At 58.1% G+C, this 26,188-nt stretch carries 17 protein-coding genes and 3 pseudogenes; 15 read left to right on the top strand and 5 right to left on the bottom strand.

The window, feature by feature from the left end; genetic code table 11:
- Positions 1-3 precede the first annotated feature (3 nt).
- From gspD to GSQ92_RS26660, 3 genes are all read left to right on the top strand, one after another.
- Positions 4-2,331, top strand: a complete 2,328-nt coding sequence (gene gspD, locus GSQ92_RS26670) for a type II secretion system secretin GspD (protein ID WP_174247847.1) — start codon at positions 4-6, stop codon at positions 2,329-2,331.
- A complete protein-coding gene (locus GSQ92_RS26665; RefSeq protein ID WP_158801561.1) occupies positions 2,328-3,128 on the top strand; it encodes a general secretion pathway protein GspK in 801 nt (266 codons plus the stop codon). The genes gspD and GSQ92_RS26665 overlap by 4 nt, the downstream gene beginning before the upstream one ends.
- A 97-nt stretch (positions 3,129-3,225) precedes the next feature.
- A complete protein-coding gene (locus GSQ92_RS26660; RefSeq protein ID WP_216849910.1) occupies positions 3,226-4,152 on the top strand; it encodes a ferritin-like domain-containing protein in 927 nt (308 codons plus the stop codon).
- Between the two features lie 44 nt (positions 4,153-4,196).
- Here the strand turns inward: GSQ92_RS26660 and GSQ92_RS26655 are convergent, their stop codons facing one another.
- Positions 4,197-5,204: an FkbM family methyltransferase gene (locus tag GSQ92_RS26655; protein WP_159014591.1), complete on the bottom strand. Its 1,008-nt coding sequence runs from the start codon at positions 5,202-5,204 to the stop codon at positions 4,197-4,199.
- Positions 5,205-5,375: 171 nt separating this feature from the next.
- On the opposite strand from GSQ92_RS26655, the gene GSQ92_RS26650 reads away from it, so the two are divergent.
- The 6 genes from GSQ92_RS26650 (at position 5,376) to GSQ92_RS26625 (ending at position 17,463) form a co-directional block, all read left to right on the top strand.
- On the top strand, positions 5,376-9,926 hold the full coding sequence (locus GSQ92_RS26650) for an FkbM family methyltransferase (RefSeq protein ID WP_159014590.1): 4,551 nt from the start codon (positions 5,376-5,378) through the stop codon (positions 9,924-9,926).
- A gap of 275 nt (positions 9,927-10,201) precedes the next feature.
- Positions 10,202-12,172, top strand: coding sequence for a glycosyltransferase family 4 protein (locus tag GSQ92_RS26645; RefSeq protein ID WP_159014589.1), 1,971 nt, complete (start codon positions 10,202-10,204; stop codon positions 12,170-12,172).
- A 758-nt stretch (positions 12,173-12,930) separates the two neighbouring features.
- Positions 12,931-14,898, top strand: a complete 1,968-nt coding sequence (locus tag GSQ92_RS26640) for a glycosyltransferase (RefSeq protein ID WP_216849911.1) — start codon at positions 12,931-12,933, stop codon at positions 14,896-14,898.
- A gap of 11 nt (positions 14,899-14,909) precedes the next feature.
- Positions 14,910-15,593 (top strand): hypothetical protein, encoded by a 684-nt coding sequence (locus GSQ92_RS26635; protein WP_159014588.1) that lies wholly within the window; start codon positions 14,910-14,912, stop codon positions 15,591-15,593.
- Between the two features lie 267 nt (positions 15,594-15,860).
- The gene (gene gspG / locus GSQ92_RS26630; RefSeq protein ID WP_174247846.1) at positions 15,861-16,331 is read left to right on the top strand and encodes a type II secretion system major pseudopilin GspG; all 471 of its coding nucleotides are present in this window, start codon (positions 15,861-15,863) and stop codon (positions 16,329-16,331) included.
- Between the two features lie 412 nt (positions 16,332-16,743).
- Complete coding sequence (locus GSQ92_RS26625) at positions 16,744-17,463, top strand: A24 family peptidase (protein WP_158801566.1); 720 nt, start codon at positions 16,744-16,746, stop codon at positions 17,461-17,463.
- Positions 17,464-17,476: 13 nt separating this feature from the next.
- Here GSQ92_RS26625 and GSQ92_RS26620 read toward each other — a convergent pair whose 3' ends face one another.
- On the bottom strand, positions 17,477-17,893 hold the full coding sequence (locus GSQ92_RS26620) for a lytic transglycosylase domain-containing protein (RefSeq protein WP_158801567.1): 417 nt from the start codon (positions 17,891-17,893) through the stop codon (positions 17,477-17,479).
- Positions 17,894-19,215: 1,322 nt separating this feature from the next.
- Between GSQ92_RS26620 and GSQ92_RS26615 the strand changes: the two genes are divergently transcribed.
- Positions 19,216-19,815, top strand: a complete 600-nt coding sequence (locus tag GSQ92_RS26615) for a sigma-70 family RNA polymerase sigma factor (RefSeq protein WP_371418606.1) — start codon at positions 19,216-19,218, stop codon at positions 19,813-19,815.
- Positions 19,812-20,516, top strand: coding sequence for a ChrR family anti-sigma-E factor (locus GSQ92_RS31975; RefSeq protein ID WP_371418605.1), 705 nt, complete (start codon positions 19,812-19,814; stop codon positions 20,514-20,516). Before GSQ92_RS26615 ends, GSQ92_RS31975 begins: the two co-directional genes overlap by 4 nt.
- A 4-nt stretch (positions 20,517-20,520) precedes the next feature.
- Here the strand turns inward: GSQ92_RS31975 and GSQ92_RS31250 are convergent.
- Positions 20,521-20,670, bottom strand: a pseudogene (locus GSQ92_RS31250) (IS5/IS1182 family transposase); the annotation flags it as partial.
- Positions 20,671-20,758: 88 nt separating this feature from the next.
- Between GSQ92_RS31250 and GSQ92_RS26605 the strand changes: the two are divergent.
- The 4 genes and pseudogenes from GSQ92_RS26605 to GSQ92_RS31485 form a co-directional block, all read left to right on the top strand.
- Positions 20,759-21,066, top strand: a pseudogene (locus tag GSQ92_RS26605) (transposase); the annotation flags it as partial.
- A 500-nt stretch (positions 21,067-21,566) separates the two neighbouring features.
- Entirely contained in the window at positions 21,567-22,415 is an 849-nt protein-coding gene (locus tag GSQ92_RS26600; protein ID WP_159014606.1) for an amidohydrolase family protein, read from the top strand.
- Between the two features lie 259 nt (positions 22,416-22,674).
- Positions 22,675-23,753: pseudogene (locus tag GSQ92_RS26595) on the top strand (IS630 family transposase).
- 39 nt (positions 23,754-23,792) lie between these two features.
- Positions 23,793-23,924, top strand: a complete 132-nt coding sequence (locus GSQ92_RS31485; RefSeq protein WP_256367138.1) for a hypothetical protein — start codon at positions 23,793-23,795, stop codon at positions 23,922-23,924.
- 10 nt (positions 23,925-23,934) lie between these two features.
- On the opposite strand, the gene GSQ92_RS26590 is transcribed toward GSQ92_RS31485, so the two are convergent.
- Together GSQ92_RS26590 and GSQ92_RS26580 are read right to left on the bottom strand one after the other, a co-directional pair.
- A complete protein-coding gene (locus GSQ92_RS26590; RefSeq protein ID WP_254066707.1) occupies positions 23,935-24,846 on the bottom strand; it encodes a glutathione S-transferase family protein in 912 nt (303 codons plus the stop codon).
- 715 nt (positions 24,847-25,561) lie between these two features.
- Positions 25,562-25,942: a VOC family protein gene (locus GSQ92_RS26580; RefSeq protein WP_216856987.1), complete on the bottom strand. Its 381-nt coding sequence runs from the start codon at positions 25,940-25,942 to the stop codon at positions 25,562-25,564.
- Positions 25,943-26,188: the final 246 nt, after the last annotated feature.

Here is a 26,188-nt window from a genome sequence, read left to right as displayed (position 1 = left end):
ACCTTGAGACGTCTGGCTGCAATCGCCTCCGCCTTCTTTGTCGCTGGGTGTACAGCGCAGGCCGATCTTCCTCCCCAGAGGCTGGCGCGCCCGGTGCTCGCCTCCGGCAGTCGGTTCGATCCGCGGGTGAATGGCGCGTTGGGAGCGACCGATCTTCCTCCAACGCCCGGCGTTTCCTACGCGACGCCGGCCGCCGTGACTTTGCCGGCAAATGCGCCGGGTGCGACGGGTGGCGATGTTTCTCTCAATTTTACTGATACTGATATCCGCCAGATAGTTGCTCAGATTCTCGGTTCAATCCTGAAACTTAACTACTCCATCGATCCGGCAGTCCACGGCAGCGGAACCTTGCATACCGTCACTCCTGTCGCTCGAATCCAACTCCCGCAAATCTTGCAGGCGCTTTTGGCGCAGAACGGTGCGGCACTCGTGCAATCCGGCAGCTTCTACCAGGTCGTGCCCACCAAGGTCGCCGCCGCCACGACCTCGCTCTCTGCAGGTGACGCCATGGCGGGCGGCGGGGTGCTGCCTCTCAGATACGCCTCGGCGCCGGACCTAGCACGAGTTCTGCAACCTTTCGTAGGGCAGGATGCAAAGGTCGTCGCGGACCCGAGCAGCAACAGCCTGCTGATCAGCGGCAGTTCTGAGGCGCGAGAGACGCTCGGTGCGTTGGCGAAGGCCTTCGACATCGACGAGCTTGCGGGCCAATCGTATATCCTGTTGCCCGCCCCGCAAGGTTCCACCAATGATTTCGCGATCTCATTTCAGGACGCCTTGCGCGCTCGCGGAAGTGGCCTCGCAAATGTCGTCCGCGTTGTGCCGATGGAACGCATCGGATCTGTTTTGGTGGTGGCATCGCAACCTCAACTTATCGAGGAAGCGAGGCGGGTTTATGATCTGATTGAACGACAGCAGCGGCTCACGGTGAGAAGTTGGCATGTCTTTTACCTGCAGGATACCAAAGCGAATGATGCCGCCTACGTCTTGCAACAGGCTTTCACACCGAACAATGTGACAGCCGTTCCCAGTGAGAACACGCCGAACCAGGACGCAAGTGGCTCAGGCGCTTCAGCACATGCGGGAGTTGGCACGGGCACAGGTTCCGGGAGCGGCGGGGGCGCGGGGACGACCAGTAACGGTTTGAATGGCCTTGCAGGCTCTTCGGGAATCGGAGGCGGCAATCCCCTGACGGCGGGAGGCGGGGGCGGCATCATGGGATCCTCGGGCGCCAGTCCGACAGACAGCGGTTCCTCGAGCAACGGGGGCGGTACGCCGACGGCAACTGCGTCAAATCCGCTGCTCGGCGGCCTTGATTCCGGCGGCGGCACAACCGACACGAACACGCTGCGGATCATCCCAGACACGCAGAACAACTCGGTTTTCACCTATGCGACTCAGCAGGAAGAAGAGGCGATTGATGCGATGTTGCACAAGATCGACATTCTTCCGCTGCAGGTCCGCATCGACGCGACGATCGCTGAAGTGACACTAAACAACCAGCTACAGTACGGCACGCAGTTCTTCTTCAGATCGGGCGGAGTGAACGCGATACTCGACACTACTGCCGCGACCGAGCCGCTGGGTGCCATCCCGCGGAATACCATATTGGCTACAACATTTCCCGGCTTCATCTTGGCCGGCAACGGTGGTGGCGGCGCGCCAATCGCACTACAGGCGCTGCAAGCGGTCACCACCGTTCACGTCCTGTCATCTCCCGAGTTGCTGGTCCTCGATAACCAAACCGCCCATCTTCAGGTCGGCGATTTAGTGCCCTACCTAACCTCAAGCTCCCAAAGTACGCTTGCGAACTCCTCTGTCATCAACAGCGTGAATTATCAGCCGACGGGCGTAATCATGAATGTGACCCCCCGCGTCAACAGTGGTGGGCTTGTGACGTTGGACATCTCGCAGGAGGTGAGTGCCATCAATACCGCTATCCCGACCTCCGCCACGGGCATCATGTCACCGACTTTCTCTGAGAGGAATGTGACGTCGCGAGTTGTGGTGCAGGATGGGCAGACCGTTGGCCTGGCGGGCCTTATCACCGACAACCTGAGCAAGAGCAGCTCGGGCATCCCGTTCCTGAAGGACATCCCTATCTTGGGGCTTTTAGCAGGCACTCAGAACAACCAACGAACCAGGACGGAGCTTCTCGTCCTGATCACTCCACATGTGCTCTACGATCAGCAGGATGCCCAGGCGCTCACGGCCGATCTGCAAGACCAACTGCGCGACGCGGCAGGCGTTCCCGCTGAGCTGAACGGTCTAGACACCCCGGGACTCGACGATCCGCAGCAGCGCATCCGTCGAGCGCTGAGAACGGGGCCGTGACTAAAATCGACATCGTTCCGCGATCGCAGCGAGGCTTCGCTCTTCTCATCGTTCTCTGGACGATGGTCCTGCTGTCACTTCTATTTTCGCGAATTGTCGGGCAGGGGCGTAGCGAGATGGAGATCGCCAGTAATCTTCGCAATGCGGCGGCTCTCGGGGCCGAAGTAGACGGCATCGTATATCGGGCGATCTTTGACCTTTTGAGTCCGGCGGCGGCGGTTATGCCCACCGCCAGCATAACATACCGGCTGAAGCTGCCGGACGGCTTGGCGACGGTCGAGATCACCGACCTCGGTGGCAGGGTGAATCCCAATATCGCCTCGCCGGCGCTGATGTCGGCCCTCCTACAACAAGTAGGTGCTCAGCAAATGGATGCGGCGTCGGTTGCCGAAGCAATCTTGGACTGGCGATCACCCGATACCCAAGGTCGATTCGAGGCTCCTGCCTATCAGCAAGCCGGTCTCACCTATGCCCCTGCCGGAGCGCCTTTCGCCAGCATCGACGAGCTCGGTTTAGTTCTAGGTATGACGCCTGATCTGCTCGAGAAGTTAGCGCCTCATCTTTCTCTCTACAATCGCGACAATCCAAGTTTCGATCTGGCCGATCCCGTCGTGAGGCACGCACTAACGGCTTTGGGCAGTTCGGAAGGAAATCAGCAAAGGCGGCCTCCCCGTGATGTCACCATTGTCGCGGCCATTTTGCGTAAGGACGGAACGCGAAGCGAACGGAGATCCGACGTTGAACTCCATATCTCCTCCGTGCCGGAAGGGTTCCGCATTCTCACCTGGGAGGATTGAGCGTTTGATCACGAGAACGTGATAATTGTTTAAAAGTATTAGGGGTTTGGTGATGCATCCGAAATCCACCGATCTTGGTAAACGGTGGTGAGCCTAAATGAAATGCACGCACAGTGAAGGGTTGAAGATGGCAAACCTATCGCAGAACGACGAACTTGAAGGCATTCCAAGACGCCGCGGGCTTTTGAAAGGTCTGGGGCTTGGCATCGCTGGCACTGCTGCGCTCGCCGCCGCCGGAACCGCGGGTCTGGGCTTCGGCGTCACGCCGGCCCACGCGGATGCCGCAACGGATGCCGAGGTTTTTAATTTCGCGCTGAACCTCGAGTATCTCGAAGCAGAGTACTACCTTCGCGCCGTCACTGGTAATGGAATCCCGGCCAGCAGCGGCGGTACTGGCGCTGTTACTGGAGGCTCGCTCGTCCCATTCGAGAATACGGCGATCGCGTACCTCGCGCAGAAGATCGCCGTGGATGAACTTGCCCATGTTAACTTTATTCGATCAGTGCTTGGCGCGTCCGCCGTCGCCGAACCGGCCATCGATCTCGTGAACAGCTTCACCGAGCTCGCCGTTGCCGCGGGCCTAATCGTCTCGGGGCAGACGTTCAACCCCTTCGGGAGCGAGGTAGACTTTCTACTTGGCGCTTACGTCTTCGAGGACGTCGGCGTAACAGCCTATGCCGGTGCCGCTGCGTTGCTGACGCCAGCAACTATCCCGTATGCGGCGAGTGTGTTGGCCGTGGAAGCCTATCACGCCGGTGCCATCCGTCAGCGTCTAGCTGAAATCGGCGGATCGGCAGCGACCAACCAAATATCGGCACTACGCCAGACGCTCAGCGGCGTCGGTGATAACGGTCTAAATTATCAAAATAACATGTTCAACGTGACCAACGTTGACTCTCAGGGCCAAGCTTACCGCCGTACGCCGCAGCAGGTCTTGAGTATCGTATACGGCGGAGGCACGTCTAGCGGCCTCTTCTTCCCGAACGGCGTGAATGGTGCGATTACATCTACAGCAGCTGCCTAGCCCAGGGGTGCATGGTCGGTGGCGAGTAAGGACTTGCCACCGATTCAATGGGGCAAAGCAATGACGTCGATATGATCTGTTCCTCTGGCTTCATAGACAGAGAGGATGTTGCCGATATCTTGTGTGGGCGGCCCTATTGAACCGTCCGGTTCGATTACAGCGATTTTGTATCCAAAAGCCACTATCCACATGAGATATTCGGTCCCCTCGATGCCAGAAATGCCGGGCATCATAGCCGGGCTTAGCTCACTCACGATGATGGGCCGACAGCGATTGATGGTCTTTGACGCGCCAAGCAGGGCATTATATTCTGCGCCCTCAACGTCGACCTTGATAAGATCAATCATCGCCGCCTCGGGTACGATAGTGTCGACCGCTAGGCACGGAACCGATTCGGCTGCCAGCATAGCCTCGAGGTCTCGCGGCAAATCAGAGGTCGTTCCATTCGAGTGCGAGGTGTTGAGCACCAAAGTGCCGGTTCCACGACCGGCTGCCGTCTGGCAAATCGTTATATTTTCAAAGCCATTCTCGCGGCGGCTCGCTTCAATAAGTCGCGCATTTCGAGGATTGGGTTCGATCGCCAGGACGTGGCCAGCTGGACGAACGAGGGCCGCCGACAGGAGAGTGAAATATCCGATATTGGCTCCGATATCGATGACCTGCATGCCCTCTTTCAGAACACTCCGGAATACGGCTGTCACGTCAAGCTCATAGTTGCTGTCGCGGACGTACCGCCCTACGGCTGCATCATCGCGCGCGGAGTAAATCCGGAAGCCAGGCACTTGCGCCAGCGTGACGTCGCCTAAGCTTGAGTTCCCGATGAGGCTACGTCGAGTGAACTCAAGACTGTTGAGATAACTGGCAACGACACCAGCAAGATCCTGACCGACACTCATCGTGTGGCCAATCCATTCTTCCTTGTTAGGATGGCGCCCAAGTAACAACCGGAAGCAGGCTCGAATATCCGCCTCTGTTGCCGACTGATCAAAAACTCTCTCGCCGGGCAGTGTCAACTGATTATGACGATTGCCGGATGGTCTGGGCCAACGCATTTGGACAGCCATCCTCCCGGATTTGTGTGAACCAAGTATTGGAACCATAACGGTTCGAGCAGTCCCCGTCGAGAGCGGGTCGTCTGGCGCTGTTGCAGGTCGATCCGCCAGAAGGCAAGATTGCCTCAGAGCTGAGGCGTCGAGACATTAGGCGTCGGAGGAACATGCATCATGACACTTGTCTCCTACGCCCAAAACTTCGAGGATATCCTGCTGTGGCGTGCCTTAAGGCACGTCGAGAAGGGGTTCTACATCGATGTCGGTGCAGCGCATCCGGACATCGATTCCGTAACTCGCAGCTTCTATGATCGGGGCTGGAGCGGCATCAATATCGAACCGACGCCTGAGTTTAGCGCCCGACTAGTCGCCGCCCGACCGCGAGATGTAAATCTGAAGGTGGCGCTGGGTGCGGAGGCCGGCTTGGCGGAGCTTTTTGTAGCCGAAGGAACTGGCCTGTCGACGCTCGATCCGGCTGGGGTCGGATCAATCGAAGAGCATGGCTTTCCGGTACGGCGCGAGCAGGTAACTCGGGAGACACTTGCCGAAATTTGCCGCTGTCATGCGCCGCCTGTCATCCATTTCCTTAAGATTGATGTAGAGGGGACCGAGCGCGCTGTCATTGCAGGTGCCGACCTCAAAGACTACCGGCCATGGATCATTCTTGTGGAAGCAACAGCACCGATGTCTGCCGTCGCTTCGCACGGCCAATGGGAGCCGATGCTTCAGGCAGCGGGATACCACTTCGTCTGGTTCGATGGGCTCAATCGATTTTATGTTTCCGACGAAAAATTAGCGGAACTCTCGCACGCATTCCTTGTTCCCCCGAATGTCTTCGACGATTTCATTCGCGCAGCAGATAGCGAATGGGCTCGACGAATCCACGACGCAGAGACACGCGCCGCAGCCCTTCTAAAACGCGCTGTTGCGGCGGAGCAACAGATCGCGATAGAGGCTGCCAGGGCCGCGGTCGCAATATCAAGCCTGAGCCAAGCAAGGAAACTGGAGGAGGACCTAATCTATCTACGCAAGCATGTTGAGGAGGCCGAGCGCGATCGAATTGCAGCAGAGGTGCGCGCGCAGGAACAGGAGAAGAATGCGGTTGAGCAGTCCATCCGCGCGACCGCGGAAATGGAACGCGCGGCGTTACTTGAGGGAAGCCAGCGCGAGGCAAGGGAGGCATTCGATGCGATTATCCGAAGCACGTCCTGGCGTGTCACAGCGCCGCTCAGGCGACTTCGCGCAAAGAGAGCGATGTCCGGGCCCACGCTGGCGCCGCTCGCGTTGCCGCCTCAGAAGCAACCGCTCGCCCCAGTCCTTCCATCACTCATGCAGCCCATCACTTTCCGGCCACTACCGCCTCGGGCAGCACGTGGCGTGAGCGGCCAGAATCGGCGCGTCGTCCATCAGTTTCATGCCGGATCTGCCGTTTCCGACGCGGTTACCAATTCTCTTTTGTTGACCCGGCGGCTGCTTCGGTCGCTAGGCTATGTCAGCGATATATTTGTTGAGCACCGCGATGAGAGACTTTCTGATGAACTTCGCCTGCTCGATGAGTTACCGAAACATGATCGCTACGTGCTTATTGCCCACCATTCTATGGGTTATGACGGATTTCACCGGGTGGCGACGCTGCCCTGCCCCAAGATTCTTATGTATCACAACATAACCCCTCCGGATCTTCTGGCAGGCGACGCATACCTACAACGCTACGCCGAGCTTGGCCGGCTGCAGCTTGCGGAGTGGAGGGGTCATGTTGTCGCGGCGCTCGCCGATAGTGAATTCAACGCATTAGAGCTACGGCAGCTAGGCTTCGATCCCGTGCAGGTTTGCTGTCTTCTTTTCGACCCGGTCGCGCTGCTGGCGCGAGCGGTCGCAGAGGAGCGGGCCGAGGAAGAAGAACCTTTTACCATCCTCTTTGTCGGACGCGTTTGCCGATCGAAGGGACAGATCGAGCTGGTAGAGGCGTACGCGGCCTTCCGCGCCGAATATGGGACGCCATCGCGCCTCGTCCTCATCGGCCGCCATGGCGGCGACGAGGACGGCTATTTTCTGGAGATCAGGGAGCGTATCGCCGACTTGGGCCTCGAGGACAGTGTTCTGATGACGGGTCTTGTCTCGGATGCGGTCCTCCATAGCTGGTACGCCAAAGCCGATATTTACCTTTCCCTAAGTCGTCACGAGGGCTTCGGCGTGCCGCTGGTTGAGGCCATGGCTCATCGGGTTCCAGTGCTCGCACTTGCATCGGGTGCTGTCGCCCATACGCTTGTCGGCAGTCAGGGCCTTTTCAGGGAGGAAGATCCGGAGGCGATAAGTAAACGCTTATTGGCGGCTGCCAGAGACGAGGCCTTGAGGCGTTCGATCCTCGTCGCACAAGGCTGCATAATCGAGCGTTTTTCGCTCGAAAAGCAGCAGCCGGTGCTTCTGCAGGCCTTAGGCGCCGCGGGCGCTGCTCCTCCGATCCCCTCCGAGACGCGCGAACTGCTTTGCGCGACAATGCAATTTACGGTCATGGGCCATGTCAACGGCAACTACAGTTTGGCAGCCATCAATCGAAGCCTCGCCCTTTGTCTCGAGGCATCCTGCCTGGGCTCGGCTAGACTTGTGCCCGTCGAGGAAGAAGCAACGGATCGGCGCCTCAACATTCCAGACAGCCAAAGATGCGCGATCGAGGCCCTAATTGCGCGTCAACGACCGGGCACCGGTCCCGAAGTCGTTATCAGCCAGCATTACCCGGTGCATGTGCCGGCGGACAAAGGTGATCTTGCTCTAGCCTATGTTTTCTGGGAAGAGTCTATCATCCCTCGCAACATCATTGAGACCCTCAACAACGATTTTCGCGGCGTTCTGTCGCCGTCTCGTTTCGTAACAAAAGTCTTAATCGATTCCGGCCTAACGCTTCCAATCCATTATGTGGGCTTCACGCCCAATCTCGGTGCCTTTCGAACCATTGCCGATCAGAGGCGACGTTCGGTTCGGGAGGCCCGCCCGCTTACCTTCCTTCACGTGTCTTCGGCCTTCCCTCGCAAGGGCATTGACCTCCTTCTAGAAGCTTATCGGCGCGCGTTCCGTGCGACCGATGATGTTCGACTCATCATCAAATGCTTTCCCAATCCGCACAACAATGTCGAACGCCAGGTTGCGGCGCTACGCGCCGCCGACCCTGAAGCACCGGCGATCATCCTCATCGACCGTGAGATGACCGAAAGCGAACTACTTGAGCTCTACCGCGATGCGGACGTGATGGTCCTGCCAACTCGAGGCGAGGGGTTAAATCTGCCGGCGGCGGAGGCTCTTGCATCAGGCCTTTCGCTTATCGTGACGGGCTATGGCGGACACATGGATTTCTGTTGCAACGAAGCGGTGCGACTGCTGGAATATGATTTTTCTTCCTCCGAAAGCCATCTGTCGAGCGCCGGCTCCGTTTGGGTCGAACCCCATTTAGACGATTTGACGGATGCGCTGCGGACGGCGTCCGTTACCCGCCCGCCGGCGGAGCCAAGGAAGGGCATCGGAGAAGTCGCAGATTTTGCGAGCAGAGTCACAAACGCGGCGGCCGATATACTTCTGACACCACCGTCGCCCGGCCTGCGGGTCGGCTGGATTTCGTCCTGGGACGTGCGATGTGGCATCGCGGAATACTCACGGCATCTGATCGCGGCTCTCCCAGTCAGTGCTGTCACTGAGTCTGTCACGATTTTCGCCGACGACAGGACTGCACCACAGGGCCATCTAGACAGCCGGATCAAGGTCTTGCCGTGCTGGGAGCTAGGCCTGGACAAAGGCGTATTCGCTCTCTCACATGCGGTGGCGGCGATCGATCCGCAGGTTCTTGTCATCCAACATCAGCCCGGGCTCGTTCCTTGGGGCCGCCTTGCAGAGTTTCTCGGATCCTCGGCGATCAGAGCGAGGAGTGTTGTCATTGTTCTCCATTCGACAAGGCGGTTGACCGATCTATCCCCTGCGGAACGACGCCCAGTGCTCTCATCTTTGAGCGAGGTAGGGCGCATCCTGGTGCACACCGTGGACGATCTCAACCGGCTGAAGGCTTTTGACCTGACGGAGAACGTGGCGTTGCTGCCGCATGGGGCCGACGTCAGCGCCGCGCCGCTCGTCGCGCCACGACATCTGAAACGTGACTCGTTTCCACTGATCGGATGCTACGGCTTCTTTCTACCTGAGAAGGGGATCAGGCAGCTCGTCGCGGCCGTCGCGCAGGTTAGACAGCACTACCCGAGTGTGCGGCTTCGCTTGGTGAATGCCCGGTACGATATCGACACTTCACTCGAAGAGATCGCGTGCTGTCGAGAACTCGCATCGAAGGCTGGGGTGGCTGACGCCATTGAATGGCACACAGAGTTCCTGCCTCAAGCACAGTCACTCGCTTTGCTTGCTGATTGTGACGTCGTTGCTCTTCCCTATCAAACTTCGAAAGAGTCGTCCAGTGCGGCGCTTCGCTCCGCTCTTACTGCCGGTCGACCAGTCGTCGTCACGCCGATTCTAATTTTTGATGAGGCTTGGGGCGCTGTTCAATATTGCAAAAGTATCAACTCTAGCGACATCGCTGAAACATTGCTCGAGCTTCTCGGGGACCCTGAGCGGCGGGCTGAGCTCCAGCTCGCGGGTCGGGGGTGGCTTGAGCAAAGAGCTTGGGCGGAGGTCTCGCGGCGGATGCATGATTTGCTTGTGGGTCTGCATGTTCAAGAAGCGGCAAGAAGTCGGTGAGGAGGCGCGAATGAGGACCCGGAGACTTGTTACAAGCAAGACGCTGACAAGAGGCCGCCCTGAACGCCGGTCAGCGAACCGGATCGGATGTCCGGGTTTCAGCTGCCCAGGTGTGTGGTCGCTCGGAGATCGAATTAATGGCGTTTTCCTTCGTGATACCATTTAGGGTGTCTTGTATCTCTACGGCGGTGGCTCATCTGCGAGGCAGAGTAACGCAGCGGGATCACGATCCTATTGCTGCATATAGCCCACGGCCGCCGCGATCAGTAGTGGTCATGGATGAGAGCGCTGCTGATGCACTTCTGCTAAAGAGGCTGGAAGACCTCCTCGTCCATCAAGGTGAGGGAGACGCCAGAGAGACGGCCATCCCCACGCAGAACCAGAAGGTAACCCCAACTGACCTCAGCGTGCGGGCGGAGCAGGGTTCGCGTGTTATAGACCTTTTCGATGACGATGCCGTCGCTCGAGCGGTCGGATGGCCTGTCACGCGCATCTCCCTTGCCCAAACTAGACCGGAGCCGGTTGTCGACAGAGAATCGGCTATCCATTTCGTGATCACGTTGCTGCGGCGCAGGCCAGATCTACGGCGTTGTTTCCCGCAGGCTTTGTCTGGAGGCATGAACGGAGGCTTCGCACGCTGGCTGACAGGCGAAGGTGCTGATTCTTTTTTTAAACCCGGCTCACCGGCGAAGAGCCTGATTCGCACGGCCTTCCAAACTTCGCCAGAACGCCGCGGACTACAGGTTGCAGTCTATGACGAGAAGTTGCGGCAGTCTTGTCCCTTGTTTCTGCTGCCGTCGGGTCGACGGTGGCTGATCGCAACATTGTTCGGAGCTGTCGATGAGCACCTGGTCACTTTGGACGAGGTTTGGTGGACACTTCTAAGTGTCTCTGAGCAACCTTTCGATCAGCTATCCCTAATTTGGCTTGTGACACCGGAGTGGCAGAAGCGCTTTCCTTCTGGCGGAAGCAGTCTCCACCGACGGGCATTCGCAAGCTGGTTACATTATAATTATTCGGTCGATCCGTCTGAGACCAGGGGTTGGTCGACGGCGGCGATGGAAGCGCGGCCCGAGAAGGCCGTGGACGGCGCTTCGACCGCCCTTTCGGCCCGTACGCTACCGGGGCGCGGAGTCAACGTCTTGGGCCACTTCTGCTATCCATCTGGTCTCAGAACTTCGCTACAGAACCTCGTCGCAAGCCTCAATACCTGCGGAGTAGAGACAGCGCTAAGAAACGTGCCCGCGGCCATTTCAACAGATGAACCCGACTTTGATTCGTTTCTAGACACGGAGCGGTTCGATATTTCGATCATCCATGTGCAACCGGCACCATTTTTCGTACAGGCCTACGCGCGTGCCGGACTGCGCGAGCGAACGCCTCGAACATATCGGATCGGGTACTGGTACTGGGAATCATTAGACATCCCCCCAGATTGGAGTTCCGCGTTCGCGCAATGTGACGAGATTTGGACTGCAAGCCAGTTCGTTGCCGACGCGCTGAGCGCATCGTGGGCTAGTCCGGTCAAAGTTCTGCCCCCGGGATATGAATTGCCCGAATTCACGCGAAGGTCACGCGCCGACTTCAAACTTCCCGAGAACACGTTCATCTTTTGCTTTGCTTTTCATATGACCAGCGCAATGGAGCGCAAAAATCCTCTGGCTGTGATCAAGGCGTTTCGGCAGGCATTCGCTCCGGACGATGATGTGGTTCTAGTGATTAAGACGACCTTTGGCGACCGGCATCCAGCAGATCTCACGCTACTAAGGGAACACGCTGCCGGTTACCCTATCCGTATCATCGATTCTACGATGAGCCAGTCTGAGATCCTGAGTATCATCGCAGCATCGGATGCCTATGTGTCCCTGCACCGAAGCGAGGGCTTCGGGCTGTCGATGCTTGAGGCAATGTTGCTCGGCAAGCCTGTGATTGCGACGAGGTATTCTGGCAACCTTGAATTCATGGATGCCTCGAACAGTCTTCTGGTCGATTTCGAAATGACTAGGTTGAAGGAGGATCTTCCGAACTATCCACGGGGTTTGCAATGGGCTGATCCGGCGACTGGGCATGCCGCTCGGCTGATGCAGTTCGTGTTCAAGAATCGTGCCGAGGCGCGCGAACTGGGCCTGAAAGGGCGGAGAGACGTCCTCGCTAAGATGACTTATGAAATTGCGGGGCGCCGGATGGAAAAGCGGCTGGCTGAGATCGCGCTCATGAAATCAGCGAATGTCCAGGCGAGCTTTTAGCGGATCGGCGACATTTATGGCGTTCGGCAGGTTATTGGATGGCTTAAGCGCGTATGCACACAGTTGATCGTGGTAAGATCAGGTCAGAAGTGCCCCGTGGATTTATCGCTCCGGAGATTCCATATGGTTGGGTCGTCCAACCGACACGCAGATCAAATGCGCGGCATCGTGCTTGAGTGGAGGCAGGATCTTTTATGGCCAAGGCAAAATATCTGAGCCTTTTAAAGCAAATGTCGGAGACGTAGAGTTGACTGCTGGGAACGACTCCCTTGCGCATCTCCTCAATAAGCTGGAGGAGAAAGACGAAGCATATCGACTGCTCGTTGATGCCCATGGCCGCTTGCTGCACGTGCGGGCGAACCGGTACGCTCGGCTTGAGACGAGACTTCATACTAAGCTGCGGCTAATGGAGGAAGAGCGCACCAGTACTAGGGCGAGCTTGGCGCGCTTGGCGGACGAGCTTTCGGAGGTAAGATCGGATTTGATGGAAGCTGAGATTGGATCGAAACGAACCGCAGGAGAGTTGGCGGATCTGCGAAAGCAGCTTGCCCTTGCGGACGCTCGTATCAATGGTCTTTTGTCATCCAAAAGTTGGAAAATGACCGCGCCGTTACGCGGCGGAACACTGTTGTTCGTGGCGTTCCGAGCGATTGTGCGCAGGCTCTGCCAGCGCTGTTTGCAGTTTGTTAAGGTCGTGGTTCTGCGACTGCACTCGCTTAGGAAGCCTGCGGCAATGCCGCGCGACAGCAGCTCAGCGGTTGAACGCTTTGAAGATGGGGCTGGCCAAAGGCCGCCGTCTGGGGATCGACGTGAGTGATTTTGCCGGAGCGACTATGAACGTGAATTTCGAGCGGAAGGAGCTCGGCGTGGAAAATGGCTCTTATGACATATTTATTGACTGGTCCCTTTCTGACGTCAGAACTGAGGATCTCTCTTTCCAGATTGAGCATTTCAGGAGAGAAAGCGGCTTCGCTCTTAACGATGACTGCCTCACCATTGCAATGCCGGAACCTCGCCACGATCTTGAGCAACAGGTAGCTTGCGGAGCGTGGTGGTATGCGATCGCTAGGGCCGCGACGCGGCGGCGTCATCTTTTCGTTGTCATGGGCAAGCTTATCCCTCGATGTGAAATTGTGCCGTCCCTTCTTCAAGCGCTTTACGCCGACCCAATGCTGGCGACGGCGCAGCCGAGGTTCTCTGACGCGATGACGGATCGCATCTGGCCGCTTTCCGGGGGCGCCAACGCGGTTGGACATGAATGTCATTTGGGGCGTTCGGCGCTCAGTTCGCTACCGCCCCTCCTGCTAACAGCCGAATTGCTGGCGGCATGCTTTCTCTTGCGCGGTGAGGTTATCGCGACCGTGGCGCCTTCACATAGGATGCTGAGCTCGGCTGCAGCAATTTGCTACACCCTTTGCCAAGTACGGCGACGCGGCTTTCGAAATATTGTAGCCAATCATGTCGTGGTGAGTACGCCGCTGACCGTTCAGGAGATTTACCCGGTCTTATCTGAGGACGATACAAAGACAGTTGTCGAGACCTATCCCGACTGGCTGCGAGCCATTGGCGAATACAGACAGTTTCCTCAACTCCGTTTGGAGCCACTTCTTGAGGCCGCATTTCCAAACGGTGGAATCGAGCGTGACCTCCTACTCGATTGTCGAGGTCTGGTTCCTTTCAACAACGGCACTACTCAGTGCATTCTGGGCTTTCTGAGGGGGATAGATGAGTTGAGATGTGATTGGAACATCGACATTGTCTGCCATCCTGATGCTGCTAAATATCATCGACTCCAAGAACGGTTCCCACGCTTTCGGCGCTGGACCAATCATGTTCGGGGCTATTATGCTGCCGTCTACAAGCCCGACCAGCCCTGGTCGGTTACGGACCTGGTTGATCTACACAACCATGGCTACCTCATTGGGTTCAACATACTGGATACGATATCCTGGGATTGTGTCTATCCCTCTCCGAGAGAGCTAGATGCCGTTTGGCGTCTAACGGCGCGGTATTCGGACCTGCTGACATACATCTCTGCGTATTCGCGAGATCGTTTTAGGGCTCGCTTTCAAGTCTCGACAGGAGTGCGAGATGAAGTCATTTACCTCAGTCTCAAGGCGAGCGAACTGGTAAATCCCGCCTATAGCACAGCGGCCACCGGGGAGCATGTGCTCATCTTCGGCAATCTTTACGATCACAAGGCAATTGGAGTAACAGTGGGCATTCTGGCGACATCGCTGCCAGATTGCCTATTGATTGCCCTAGGTGGTGATCCATCGGACAGTTCCAATCTTCTAGTCATGGCCGGAGGTATGGCATCGCGCGATGAAGTTCATCGGCTACTGGCAAGCGCTCGAGCCATTGTATTCCCGTCCTTCTACGAAGGATTTGGTCTGCCCGTCGTCGAAGGTCTCGCGTATGGCCGATCGGTGCTTGTCCGACGGTCACTGCTCTGGACTGAGATCGCGTCACATGCGCGTCTGTCCGGGCGCCTGATTGAATTCGACGACAATGCTGATCTCGTCGAGAAATTGCGGCGGATTATGGAGGGGAGTAATGACACGCCCACCGTACCTTTCGGAGGTAATCTTGCCGTCGGCGTTGAGCCACCAACGTGGCGCGACGTAGGTAAGAAATTGATCGGACTTCTCGAGGAACGCCTGCAATCCAAAGACATACGGCACTGGGCTGCGAGAGACGAGACCTTAAGCATGATCGCGCAATGACTGGTTCTAGAATGGAGGTCGTCACTCTTCTGGCCGACCAAGGCGGTGAGACGTCAAATTTGGCCGAGAAGGTTCTGGCAAGGCTTTTTGCGCATCAGATGCCCGAGGTGCTCCATGAGTTGGTCAAGGTCGGCAGCAGCGGCGGCTACGCCGGACGGTTCTCAGCCTGGGACAGAGGTGTGGCGCAGTTTGGGAAAGAACTCGAAAGGTTTGACTTCGTCAACCTAGTGACGCCAGAGTTTCGTTGGCTAAAAACAGAGTCGCTTAGCAGGCTCGACGGTGATGTTTTGAGCCTCGTCAGAAGAAGAGCAGTTGCTCTGGGCGAATTAGGCGTGCATGACGACCCGGTTGGCCACGGCCAACTGACTCGCTGCTGGCTAAGATCATCGTTTCTTCTGATGCCACCGGCAGAACTTCGGCTACTACGGACGCTTGAGAGCGTCCAGTGCAGTGGACTATACGGTGCCTCGAAGCCGCCCGAAGGTCTTGCGTGCAGTCACGATCCGGATGACTTGACCTTGTCGAACGAGCGACTTCTTTCAAGCAGACTGCTCTCGCAGGGGTGCAGTATTGTTGATGTGATCTGGCTTGCGGCACGCGCGGAGAGCTTCATGGAGCTCGAAAGACCTCTTGGTGTTATCCCGAGTTGCCACGTGCAGCTTTCGACTCGCGATTTGGGCAAGGTATCTCTTTAGCTAGCCGCGAGGTGCATTAGCAGTCACGAACTTGAAGGACTCCGCGAGCTATGTCTTTCTCACCGCACTTATCGAAATTCTCAATAACAAGAGAGGTTCCCCGGCGCTGCCGGTCTCGACTTCCCGCTTGGGGGCAGCACCCGCGGCGGCAAGGCATGGAGATGAGGGCCAAGCACAATGGGGCGAGATAACGACTTGACACACGAGATCCTTAGCTTCACCCCTGATGGCCGCAGTCTTCCTGAAGCGACTTGCGACGACGCAAGTATGATCGATGCGATCCCACATTCTCGCGGCTCCTTGCCAGAGGGGGAGGGCCACACGGACGGCGAGGGCGGCTTCACGCTGCTGGAAGTCCTAGTTGTCATCGTGATCATCGGCCTTCTCGTCGGCTTTGTCGCGCCGGCCGTGCTGCACCAGCTCGGCGGCGCACGGATCTCGATCGCGAAGCAGTCGATCACACGCATTGGTACGGTGCTCGACATGTACAAACTCGATGTCGGCGACTATCCCAGCACTTCCGACGGGCTCCGAGCGCTGATCGACAGGCCCAGCGACGCGCAGAACTGGAATGGGCCTTATCTCAAAAGCGATTCGGGCGCACTCGATCCTTGGAACCATCCCTTTGTCTATCGCTACCCATCAGATCGCAGCGGGCATGACTACGATGTCTGCTCGCATGGTCCGAGCGCGAACAGCGATAGTGCCTCGGATAGCGGGATGATTTGCAATCAATGAGCCGCGGTTTCTGACGTTAGTATAGCGGGAGACACACCCCGGTTTGAAGTCGAAAGCTTGCTTGTTAGGACAGACGGCTTGCGCAGAGCAGTGCACTGCCGCTATCGCGCGGGCCCTGCTCAGGGAGCTCTCGCTTCTTCGTGCGATCCGAAAGTGCTAGTTCGAGGACGAGTGTTCCCTTTTGTCCATCACTGGTCTACGACGCGTGTTATAAAAACCGTCCCTGGTCTCGGCAGTTCTGCTCTGAAACCGGGGTGTTGCCACTCACTTAAGCGCCGCCTTAGACTAGGTTGTCTATCCCAATGCGTCTCGTATCTCCGGCCCGGATGTCTGTACGGGGTGGGAGCCATATCAAATTGATGACGTTAAGCGGCAGGACATCATAACCCACTCCTTTCCCGTCTGGCTGCTGATGCTGTTGCTTGGACCCATCATCGGCAGTTTCCTTGGCGTGCTCATCCGCCGCCTGCCGCGTGGTCGCCCGGTGGCTTTGGCGCGCTCCGCCTGCGAAAGCTGCGGGACCGTGTTGACGGCATGGGACTTAGTGCCGCTGGTGAATTATGGTCTGCAGCGCGGACGTTGCCGGCACTGCGGGGCGGCAATCGGCCGATTTCACCCGGCGATCGAACTCGCAGCGATCGGTGTTGCGCTCTGGGCCATGACAATTGATAACGGAGATTGGCTTATCGCGGATTGCGTGCTCGGCTGGGTTCTGCTGGCGCTCGCGGTGTGCGACTGGCGGAGTTACAGCTTGCCGGATGCGCTGACGCTGCCGCTCATCCTGCTCGGTCTTGCCGCGACCTGGTATTTGCGTCCAGGGGAGCTGACGACGCATGCGCTCGCAGCCGCGCTTGCTTACATGGCATTTCGCGCATTGTCCTGGCTATATCGCGGGCTGCGTGGACGCGACGGCCTCGGTCAGGGCGATGCGAAGCTGCTAGCGGCGGCGGGCGCTTGGGTCGGGCTTGTGGCGCTCGGCGACGTCGTTCTCGTGGCGGCGACGATCGGGCTTCTGCTCGCGGTTATCCTCGCGTTGCGTGCGGGCCGCCCGCTATCGGGCCAGACCGTTCTGCCCTTCGGCCCCTGCCTCGCATTTGCCACCTGGGTCGTCTGGCTCTACATGCCGGCTTGATGAGTTTAAATTGTCATTGTGATGGTTTGTCGCTTTCGAAGAGAAGACGAGCCGCGCGCAGCACCTCGCGCCGGTACCCCTCGCCGAGCATAGTGGTATGGGAGTGGTAGTAGCCCACCGCACGTAGCAAATCGCCATGTGCCTGATCGAGATAGGTCCTCAGGATCGCACCGGCGGCGGCGATGTTGAAGCAAGGCCGGCTGATGAGACGGTTGCGGACGACGACAGCGGGCAGCGTCGTGTAGGCTTCCAACGCCGGAATCCAGATCGTGTTCACCTGCATTACGCCAAGATCAGCAGTGCCGTTTGTGTCCGGGCGCACCATGCCGGCGCTGCCGCCTTCCACGGCCTGGATCGAGGGCAGGACGCGCGGCGGCAGCGCGTAAATATGGGCGACTAGCGCCATACAGGCGAGATAGGGGATCGACATTCAAAGTCCCGAGGTCCGCGGCACTAGATGCGGGGTGCGGCCCTTCCTAAACAGCTTGCTACGCGCAACGATAGCGAGATAGAAGAACGAGTATCTGAACGCTTCATTTTCAAGCGAAAATTGTGGCTCCGCGTTCTCCCTCCCCAAGTTCTTGGATTGCAACGCCAAACCAGACTGCTCGGGCCTCAGTCCACGCGGTCATTCTGGCTTTAGAAACAACCGCGGCGGGGCAGATGTGAGGAGTCCTAAGGCAGATTCGTGACGAAGCACAAATAAATCTCACTTAGTGAACGTGCCTACAGGTTGCGCCGAATAAAGGAAATGTCTCTTCCGTCGTCCAGGCCTGACTTTGAGCCTGTGTTCCGGCACCGACAACCGTTGCCGGCTTGTAGTCGCCGGTGGGCGACTCGCTAATTCAAAGAGCCTGTCTACGAGACATAACTTGGTTTAGATCGCGTAGCCATGGCAAGAAGTAGATCCGCTCGCTCTGCATTCCACGGACTGGACCATCCCGATCTTGCGGTTGGCCTCTCACGGACATACCAGTGGGCGGCCATTCAAGCTAGGACAGGACACTGTCTGCCGGAGCGGGACCCCGGCGTGAGGGCCGATCATCAAAGTTACCATCCGATAGCTGACTAGTAGAATGATCCTCCACAAATTTATGGTTGTTGCAAGCCACTATGCTTCGATCTTGAGCCTCAATCGCTCTACAGTTTCTACGGCTCCCGTGATCGTGATTTCGTCACCGTGCGGGTGAGCCGCTACCGGGGAGACTCAAATAGCCGCAAAGCCTGGACAAGCAGATGGTAGCGATGGGGGTGGATCCGCGCAGAAACATCCGTCTCTCCGAGGTGATGCTGTGGGCTTGGACCGGCCGGGTAACCGCGTCGGGGGTGTACCAGTCTTGGACATCCGTCCCCAGACTGGCCGCAGATCAGCTTTCAGGACTCGTTTTTATTGCCCCGAGGACAGCACACGAGCTGATAGTCGCATTTTATTGGTCGGTGCGGGTTTGTCGGCCTGGATCATATGGCAGATTGGCGCTGGTAAGCGCTGGGCGAGAAGCAGCCTGTGCCTGAGACTGGCGGCTGATGTATTGTGGGCGGCGACGCCGGCGTACAACAACATTTGTGACTACATCTTCGCGATGTTCGATCTCGGACCCCAGGTCGTAGCGACCCACCTTGCGTATTCTTGCCCTCGCGGGTTATGGTTCGAGGAGAGCCTAATGGCCCGTGATGATCGCCAAAGAAAACGCGCGATCGGTCTGAGGCAAGAATTGTGATCAATACGAGGGCTCAGCGGGTGTTGAGCGTTCGATGCATCTCGGGCCATTCTTGATGCATGGACTCGCCACTCTGATGCCTGAGTTCCGTCCCGCGACTAGACTGGCAGTCTGTATTGAGGCCGTCGCTGTGTCGCGCGACCGCACAGCGTTTACGGTTCTCTTCCGATACTATACACCTCGCTTGAAGACTTACTTCGGTCGGAGAGGGTTGACACCGACCGCAGCCGACGACCTGGCGCAGGAGACCATGCTCAGGCTCTGGGACAAGGCCCATTACTTTGACCCCGAGAAGGGCCATCCCTCTGCGTGGGTATTTACAATCGCTCGCAACTTACTCGTCTCGGGATTTCGAAAACCGCGCCTTCGTGTTGTGGACGCCGATGTATCAGCATTTGAGGATCCCAATCCCCGGCCTGACGAGCAGCTAGCTATGAACGAGTCTGACGTAGAATTGCGACAGGCGATGTCGGCGCTGCCCGAGATGCTTGTCGATCTGCTGGAAGCGTCGCTCCTTGACGGGAAATCGCATCAGCAGATCGCGCAGCAGCAAAATTTGCCTCTCGGAACGGTCAAATCACACCTTAGGCGAACTTTAAAGCGGCTTCGCCTCGTATTACCTCAAGAGCCATGACAGCAGATACCGGAATGCAGCCGCAAAGACATCCTTGCGATGCGACGCTGCTCGCTTATGCTACGGGCACTCTTGGAAAAGCGCACCGGTTGATCGTCGAGATCCACGCGAAAAGCTGCTCAATTTGCCAGGAAGCAATCCGCGCCGCTGAGCGGGTGGGTGGACTTCTGCTGGAAGAATTGCCGCCTACCTCAATGACGCCGGGCGCGCTTGAACTTTGTCTGGCTCAGCTGGAAACTAACGAGCGCTTACCATCCTCGCGTGGAGCGACTCGCTCGACATCGCATGACGAAGCTTGGTCAGCGCTCATGAAGGGAGGCTTTGTGCTTCCGCCGGAACTACAGAACCTCCGGCCTGGACGACTTCGCAGGCTTGCGCCGGGCATTCTCCATGCCACGCTTTTCAGCGACCGCGACGGTGGGTTGCACTTCATTCGCGTTTCGCCGGATTTCGCAATTCCGCGGCATAGTCATCCAGCTGGCCTGGAGCTCACTTGCGTGTTGGCAGGGGCGTTCCACGATGAGAGCGGCCGATATCAGGCCGGGGACGTAAGTGAGCAGCCGGACTGCGACGGATTGGACCACGCGCATTTGGTTAAAGCTGACCCACGAGACGGCTGTATCTGCATTTTGGCGGCGACTGGACGCCTTCGCTTCGCGGGCTTCTTACCTCGCATACTGCAACCAATCCTCCCCTTCTAAGAGTTCATTCCGATTCTGATAGGCAACGTCCTATGCGCCGGATCAGGATGATGGCTGAGGCTGCGTAGAGGAAGGCTTCTGCGGAGGAGATGAGCCGTTCAACGTCGCGGTAGAAGCGGCGGTTGCGGCCGAGCCAAGCCAAGAACCGCTCGACATGCGCTGATCGCGACCCGGCGGTTTAGTCTGCTGCACTGGAAGCGAGACAAGCGGATGGGCCGCTTGCAGCGTCCTTGGAGGCGATCATGGCACACTATGTCGGGCTCGACGTTTCTGACAGAGACACCGCTATTCACGTCATCGACGAGACCGGAAAAATGGTCTGGCGGGGCAAGCGGGCCAGCGAGCCGGAGGTGATTGCCGCTGCCCTGCGGCGACACGCTCCGCACCTCGAGCGGGTCGGGCTCGAAACCGGACAGTTGGCACCCGGCTGTACCATTCTCTGAAGGACCTTGGTTTTCCGATTATCTGCCTCGATGCCCGTCATGCACGGGCGGCGACGGCCCTGCAGCGAAACAAAACCGATGCCCGCGACGCCGAGACATTGGCGCAGCGATGAATCCGCCTTAGCGCCTTACAAGCTGTTCGATCGTCGCGAGAGCAATAGTTAGCCACTACCCGAGACGCCCTCGGCAGGCAAGCTGACCTTATTGGCGATTGAATCTCGTAGATAACATTCAGTTGTGCCGCTCAATTGCTCGCTTGCGACGCTGGCCACTGCGATAAACTGCGTCGCCGGCATGGCACACCTCTCCAGCGACAAGCGACGGATGCTCGACGCCCGACAAAAGTATCGACGCCGTTCTCGAACGCCAGAGGCCTGAAAGCCTTACCAACTATCGTCTCGCAACTCACGGGCTAACTACGCTAAAACGCTACCATCTACTTCGTCCCGTCAACACGCGATAAACACCCTTCTCCCGTTTTGGCGGAGGTGCGAGAGGAGTGGCCCTGCGGTCTTCGTCGATCCATTAGCGGCGGGCGCGGCGGCTGGTGTCTGCTGCGCATTTAGCCCGGGTGGACTGACGGACTTGGCCCTTCGACCGCACCCGCATTCGGCCCGCCATCGGTCCCGCCATCCCGCTACAATGTTCAGACGGCTTTTTGCAGTCTTGCGGCTGCCTTGCTCGGGATTGGGATATTGGCCTGCATACGCATCTGGCCGAGAGCCAGACCCAGGCGGCGGCAAGCCAGCGCCGCTTTGGCCGTAGCTTGACGACGCAATTATCCGAGCTTGGATGGCTTGGGCCCCGTTTCTGCGGAGCGCACGGCGTTTGGCTGGACGCGGATGACAGGCGCCTGTTGGCGGATGCGGGGGCCGCCATTGCGCATAACCCATGCAGCAATCTGCGCCTCGGTTCAGGGATCGCCGATTTGCGGGCGATGCTGGCGGCCGGGATCGCCGTCGGCATCGGGACGGATGCCAGCAATACCTCCTACGGGCAAAACATGTTCGAGGCGACTCGGCTCGCGGCCTACCTCTCACGGATTAAACATGCGGACACCGGGGCATGGGTTTCGGCCCTGGAGGCGCTGCGGCTTGCGACTGTCGGGAGTGCCGCCGCGCTTGGCTTCTACGACATCGGCCGCATCGCGCCGTCCTATCGCGCCGACATCGTGTTCCTATCGGGCGCGAGCCAGACCTACGCCCCCCTGCGCAACCCCATCAGGCAAATCGTTTTTGCGGAGACTGGGGCCGCCGTGACCGATGTCATGATCGATGGACGAATGATCCTGGAGCGGGGTCGACTAACAAGGATCGACGAGGCGCGTTTGCGGCGACAAGCGCAGACCGCAGCCGCCCGGCTCGACACTGCCACGCTACCCGCCCGGCGCTTGGCTGAGGATGTCTCCGGCCATGTCGAGGAATTTAGCCGTGGCTTGAGACAAAATCGCGCCTGACCCAAGCCTCGGACCACGTTGGCGCTCCGGCCGCTCTACTGACAGCGTCATCGATAGGATAGGCACGGCAGCGCAATCGACTATTCGCAGCGTGCGCCATCAGGCCTCGATCCGATATGCGTTCGGATCTTCTGCACATCCACCGGCGCCATAGGACTGACAACCACCGTTGTCAGTTTTCCTTAGCTAGTGGATAGAACCTGACGGAAGATTCCCATTAGGGATTCCTTGATCGGACGGGACGTGCGAATCTAGCGCGATGCGTACAGGTATCGTCGTTGAGGTTAGCCCGGCTGATCAGGTCCGGCTGCAAGCAGTGGTGACCGATCGGAATAGCCCACAGAAACATGTTTGGCGGGCGCAGATCGTTCTTCTGACGGCAAAGGGTCATGGTACCGCTGAGATCATGAGGCGGACAAGCAAGGCCAAGACGGCTGTTTGGCGGTGGCAGGAACGGTTTATGCAGGCGGGTGGGACGGGCTCCTGCGGGACAAGACACGGCCGTCGCGCATCCCGTCTCTTGGATCGGATGTGGCCGATCGAGTTGTGGCTCTGACACTGTCGACGCCACCCGGCGAGGTCACGCATTGGACGGGGCGGGCGATGGCAAAGGTCGCCCAGATCAGTCTCAGCGCAACGCAGCGCATCTGGCGCACTCACGGCCTGCAGCCGCATCGGATCCACCAATTCAAACTGTCCAATGATCCGCACTTCGCCGCCAAGCTGCGCGACATTGTCGGGCTCTATGTCGATCCACCCGCTCACGCCGTCGTCCTCTCCGTTGACGAAAAGAGCCAAATCCAAGCGCTCGACCGCACTCAGCCCGGGTTGCCCCTGAAGAAGGGACGCTGCGGCACTATGAGCCATGACTACATCAGGAACGGCACCACCACGTTGTTCGCCGCGCTGAACGTGCTGGAAGGCCGCGTCATCGGCCGCTGCATGCAGCATCATCGGCACCAGGAGTTCATTCGCTTCCTTAACGCCGTTGAGGCTGAGATTCCCGCGGGCAAGCAGGTCCACGCCATCATGGATAACTACGGAACTCACAAGCACCCAAAGGTCATTGCGTGGCTGGAGCGGCATCCGCGTTGGATATTCCATTTCACTCCCACCTCGGCCTCGTGGCTCAATGCCGTCGAGGGGTTCTTCGCCAAGCTTGCCAAGCAGCGGCTCAAGCGCGGCGTGTTCCACTCCCTCGTCTCACTTCAAGCCGCCATCAACCGCTTCGTCGCCGATAACAATGCCGATCCACGGCCCTTCCACTGGACAAAAGAGCCGGAGAAAATCATTTCTGCCGTCAGGCGCGGGCATCAAGTGTTAGATTCAATCCACTAGTTCGGCACCTATTTGAATCTCTCGCGAAGGGGCTTCGCCATGGGTGATTTGCTTTTGCTATCCGATGCGCAGATGCGCCGGATCGAGGGCTATTTCCAGCTTTCGCATGAGGTCGCGCGGGTGGATGACCGTCGGATCGTCAACGTGATTGTCTTTGGCGCTGTTCGTTAACAAGCTCATGTCATCGCCGTCCTCTGTCTGCGACCGCCGCATTGCGTGCAAGTCCTCCGAAGGCGTCGAGCATCCGGTCGCGCCAAGCGAAGATGGGATCATCGCTTTCGAGAGGCTCGATTGCACTTATGCAGCGCACCCACATGAACATGCCGAAGACGCAGTAATCGGCGTAAGCAGGCGCTGCGCCGCTGATGAATTCCCGATTCCTTAGGGTCCGGCGAACCGGTGTAAGCACCTGCTTTAGTGCCGCGAGGTGAGCCGGTTTGTCAGCTACGACGTCTTCGAGACTCTTACCGAAGGCCTTTTCGCGCGAGCTCCGAAAATAGTCACGGTCCCTTTCGTGAATATGCGTGTGGATATCCATGAGGATGATCTGTGCGAGACTTGGCAATAGTGCCGTATCCGCCCAGGTGTTGATGAATTCGGCAAGGGGGATGCTGTTCACCCCGCCAAAAAGTGAAATCCTAGCGGGGAAGCGCTCCTCGAGATAGAGCGCGATGCGCCAGGAGTCGCTGACGACCTCGCCGCTAACAGTCTGATTGCCTGCCACTCGGTCACCCAGGGCACTTTGATCGTGGATTAGAACCGGGACGGTTCGGCTGCCTGAAAAAGCGATTAGCTCCTTCTCGGTAAACAGCCAAGGGATCGTCTCGGCTTCCAAACCCTTGTGGGCCAACGCCATGCGAATCTTCCAGCAATGCGGACTGAAGCGCACGGCGCGGTCAGCAGCAGCCAGTTCGTAAAGTGTGAGTTTCTCTGTGCCTGTCACCTTTGTCTCTCCTCGAACGGTCGGAATTGTTCCGATACCGCGTCTTCCGTGGGCGCGGATCGGAACATCCTTATCCGGCCCGAAGGCAGTACCTCCCGTTTTCGAGAAGTCAATGCACAACCGTTTTGCCGGGGGCATCGTTTGCAGCATCTGCCGTCTCGCACGTATGCATGATAGGACAGGTTCGTGCATCGCGTACTCCGCGATTCGCGTGAGTTCGCGAAGATGACCGAGTGTGATCGCGGTGCTGGCCTGAGTGACCGGTTTAGAGCGATCGCCGGCAGTTCGTGGACGCCCTCGACCATAGCGCGGACCTCGGCCATTGCTCCTAGCGCCTTGTGGGCGCGTTCGGGTAAGACGCGTGCGAGCACGCTGTCGGCCCATCGCGTGACGACGGGACATCGATGCGCGTGAGGCGGAATGGTGCTGAACGTTCCCGATGCCGGCAGAGACGGTTCCAAAGGCCCATCACCAGAGCGCCAATCAACTCGTTGACTGCATCGAGCGTGTCGAAACGCCGGCAGCTTGCCGCCCCATAGGGTCGAAGCCATCTCCATCGGAGCCGGTTCGGTTATGGGCGTAGCGATGGCGCCGAGGAAGCGGGTCCGCACCACGCGGAATGGCACGGGCATTGTTAGCGGTGTAGTAAGGCGCGCACCTCGTCGTTGGTCGCGGCGGGCAGTTCGGCCATGTCAATCCTTCTGATCGACCAAGACCCAGGAGGTTCACCAAATCTAGCCAAAGAGTCCGATTCAGCGGTAGAATCCTTTCGATTGGGCGTAGGGGGCGGCGACATATGACACCCTCGATCCGGTGCGGGCGACCGGCCCTACCGGAAGTCGCGGCTGGCTGGCAGCAATCCACTCTATGCTTTGGGGAAAACCGCTTCCAGATTATGGCCGTCGGGGTCCAAGACGAAAGCTGCAAAGTATCCTTCTTCATACTCCGGTCGGAAGCCCGGTGCTCCGTTGTCTTTGCCTCCATTTTCCAAGGCCTTGGAGTGAAAGTTTAGAACGGATTGCTCGCTTCCAGTAGTGAAGGCGATATGGACTGCCTTGGAGATCGGCGCGGCGTCGTTTGCCTGCCTTATCTCAAACATGTCATGCACGCTATCTCCAAATCCCACCACCACTCCCTCAATTTCGAACACGATCTTGTACTCTAAAGCGCGGAATATAGCTTCGTAGAACTTGCGGCTTTCACGAAGACTAGAGACCTTGATTTGAACGTGATCAAACATACCCATGTTGCGCCTCCAATCACTTCGCAAAAAGACATTTAATGTGCCATGAGAAGATTGTGTTCGGCAATTGCAAACTTAGATCAGACTAATTTCGCTTGTCTCGCGTACAAATTGTAGAATGGGATCGCGGCATCAAGTTGCCTGTATTTCCTCCGGTCGTGAATGGGGTTGATGGCCGGGTCATACCGACCGCCCTTCCGCAGAAAGTGGCGCCAGTAAATTGGCGATGAGCTCGACGTCTGACAGCTC

The sequence above is a fragment of the Acidisoma sp. S159 genome, assembly GCF_009766125.1.
Taxonomy (GTDB): Bacteria; Pseudomonadota; Alphaproteobacteria; order Acetobacterales; family Acetobacteraceae; genus Acidisoma.
This window is presented reverse-complemented; position numbering and strand designations above follow the sequence as displayed.

Bases quoted from the DNA above. Each gene is read 5' to 3' on its own strand.
- GSQ92_RS26655 (WP_159014591.1), bottom strand. From the start codon at position 5,204: ATGCGTTGGCCCAGACCATCCGGCAATCGTCATAATCAGTTGACACTG.
- GSQ92_RS26620 (WP_158801567.1), bottom strand. From the start codon at position 17,893: ATGTCGATCCCCTATCTCGCCTGTATGGCGCTAGTCGCCCATATTTAC.
- GSQ92_RS26650 (WP_159014590.1), top strand. From the start codon at position 5,376: ATGACACTTGTCTCCTACGCCCAAAACTTCGAGGATATCCTGCTGTGG.
- GSQ92_RS26615 (WP_371418606.1), top strand. From the start codon at position 19,216: ATGCATCTCGGGCCATTCTTGATGCATGGACTCGCCACTCTGATGCCT.
- GSQ92_RS26660 (WP_216849910.1), top strand. From the start codon at position 3,226: ATGAAATGCACGCACAGTGAAGGGTTGAAGATGGCAAACCTATCGCAG.
- GSQ92_RS31485 (WP_256367138.1), top strand. From the start codon at position 23,793: ATGGGTGATTTGCTTTTGCTATCCGATGCGCAGATGCGCCGGATCGAG.
- gspG (WP_174247846.1), top strand. From the start codon at position 15,861: ATGATCGATGCGATCCCACATTCTCGCGGCTCCTTGCCAGAGGGGGAG.
- GSQ92_RS26580 (WP_216856987.1), bottom strand. From the start codon at position 25,942: ATGGGTATGTTTGATCACGTTCAAATCAAGGTCTCTAGTCTTCGTGAA.
- GSQ92_RS26635 (WP_159014588.1), top strand. From the start codon at position 14,910: ATGGAGGTCGTCACTCTTCTGGCCGACCAAGGCGGTGAGACGTCAAAT.
- GSQ92_RS26625 (WP_158801566.1), top strand. From the start codon at position 16,744: ATGCTGTTGCTTGGACCCATCATCGGCAGTTTCCTTGGCGTGCTCATC.
- GSQ92_RS31975 (WP_371418605.1), top strand. From the start codon at position 19,812: ATGACAGCAGATACCGGAATGCAGCCGCAAAGACATCCTTGCGATGCG.
- GSQ92_RS26645 (WP_159014589.1), top strand. From the start codon at position 10,202: ATGGATGAGAGCGCTGCTGATGCACTTCTGCTAAAGAGGCTGGAAGAC.
- GSQ92_RS26590 (WP_254066707.1), bottom strand. From the start codon at position 24,846: ATGCTGCAAACGATGCCCCCGGCAAAACGGTTGTGCATTGACTTCTCG.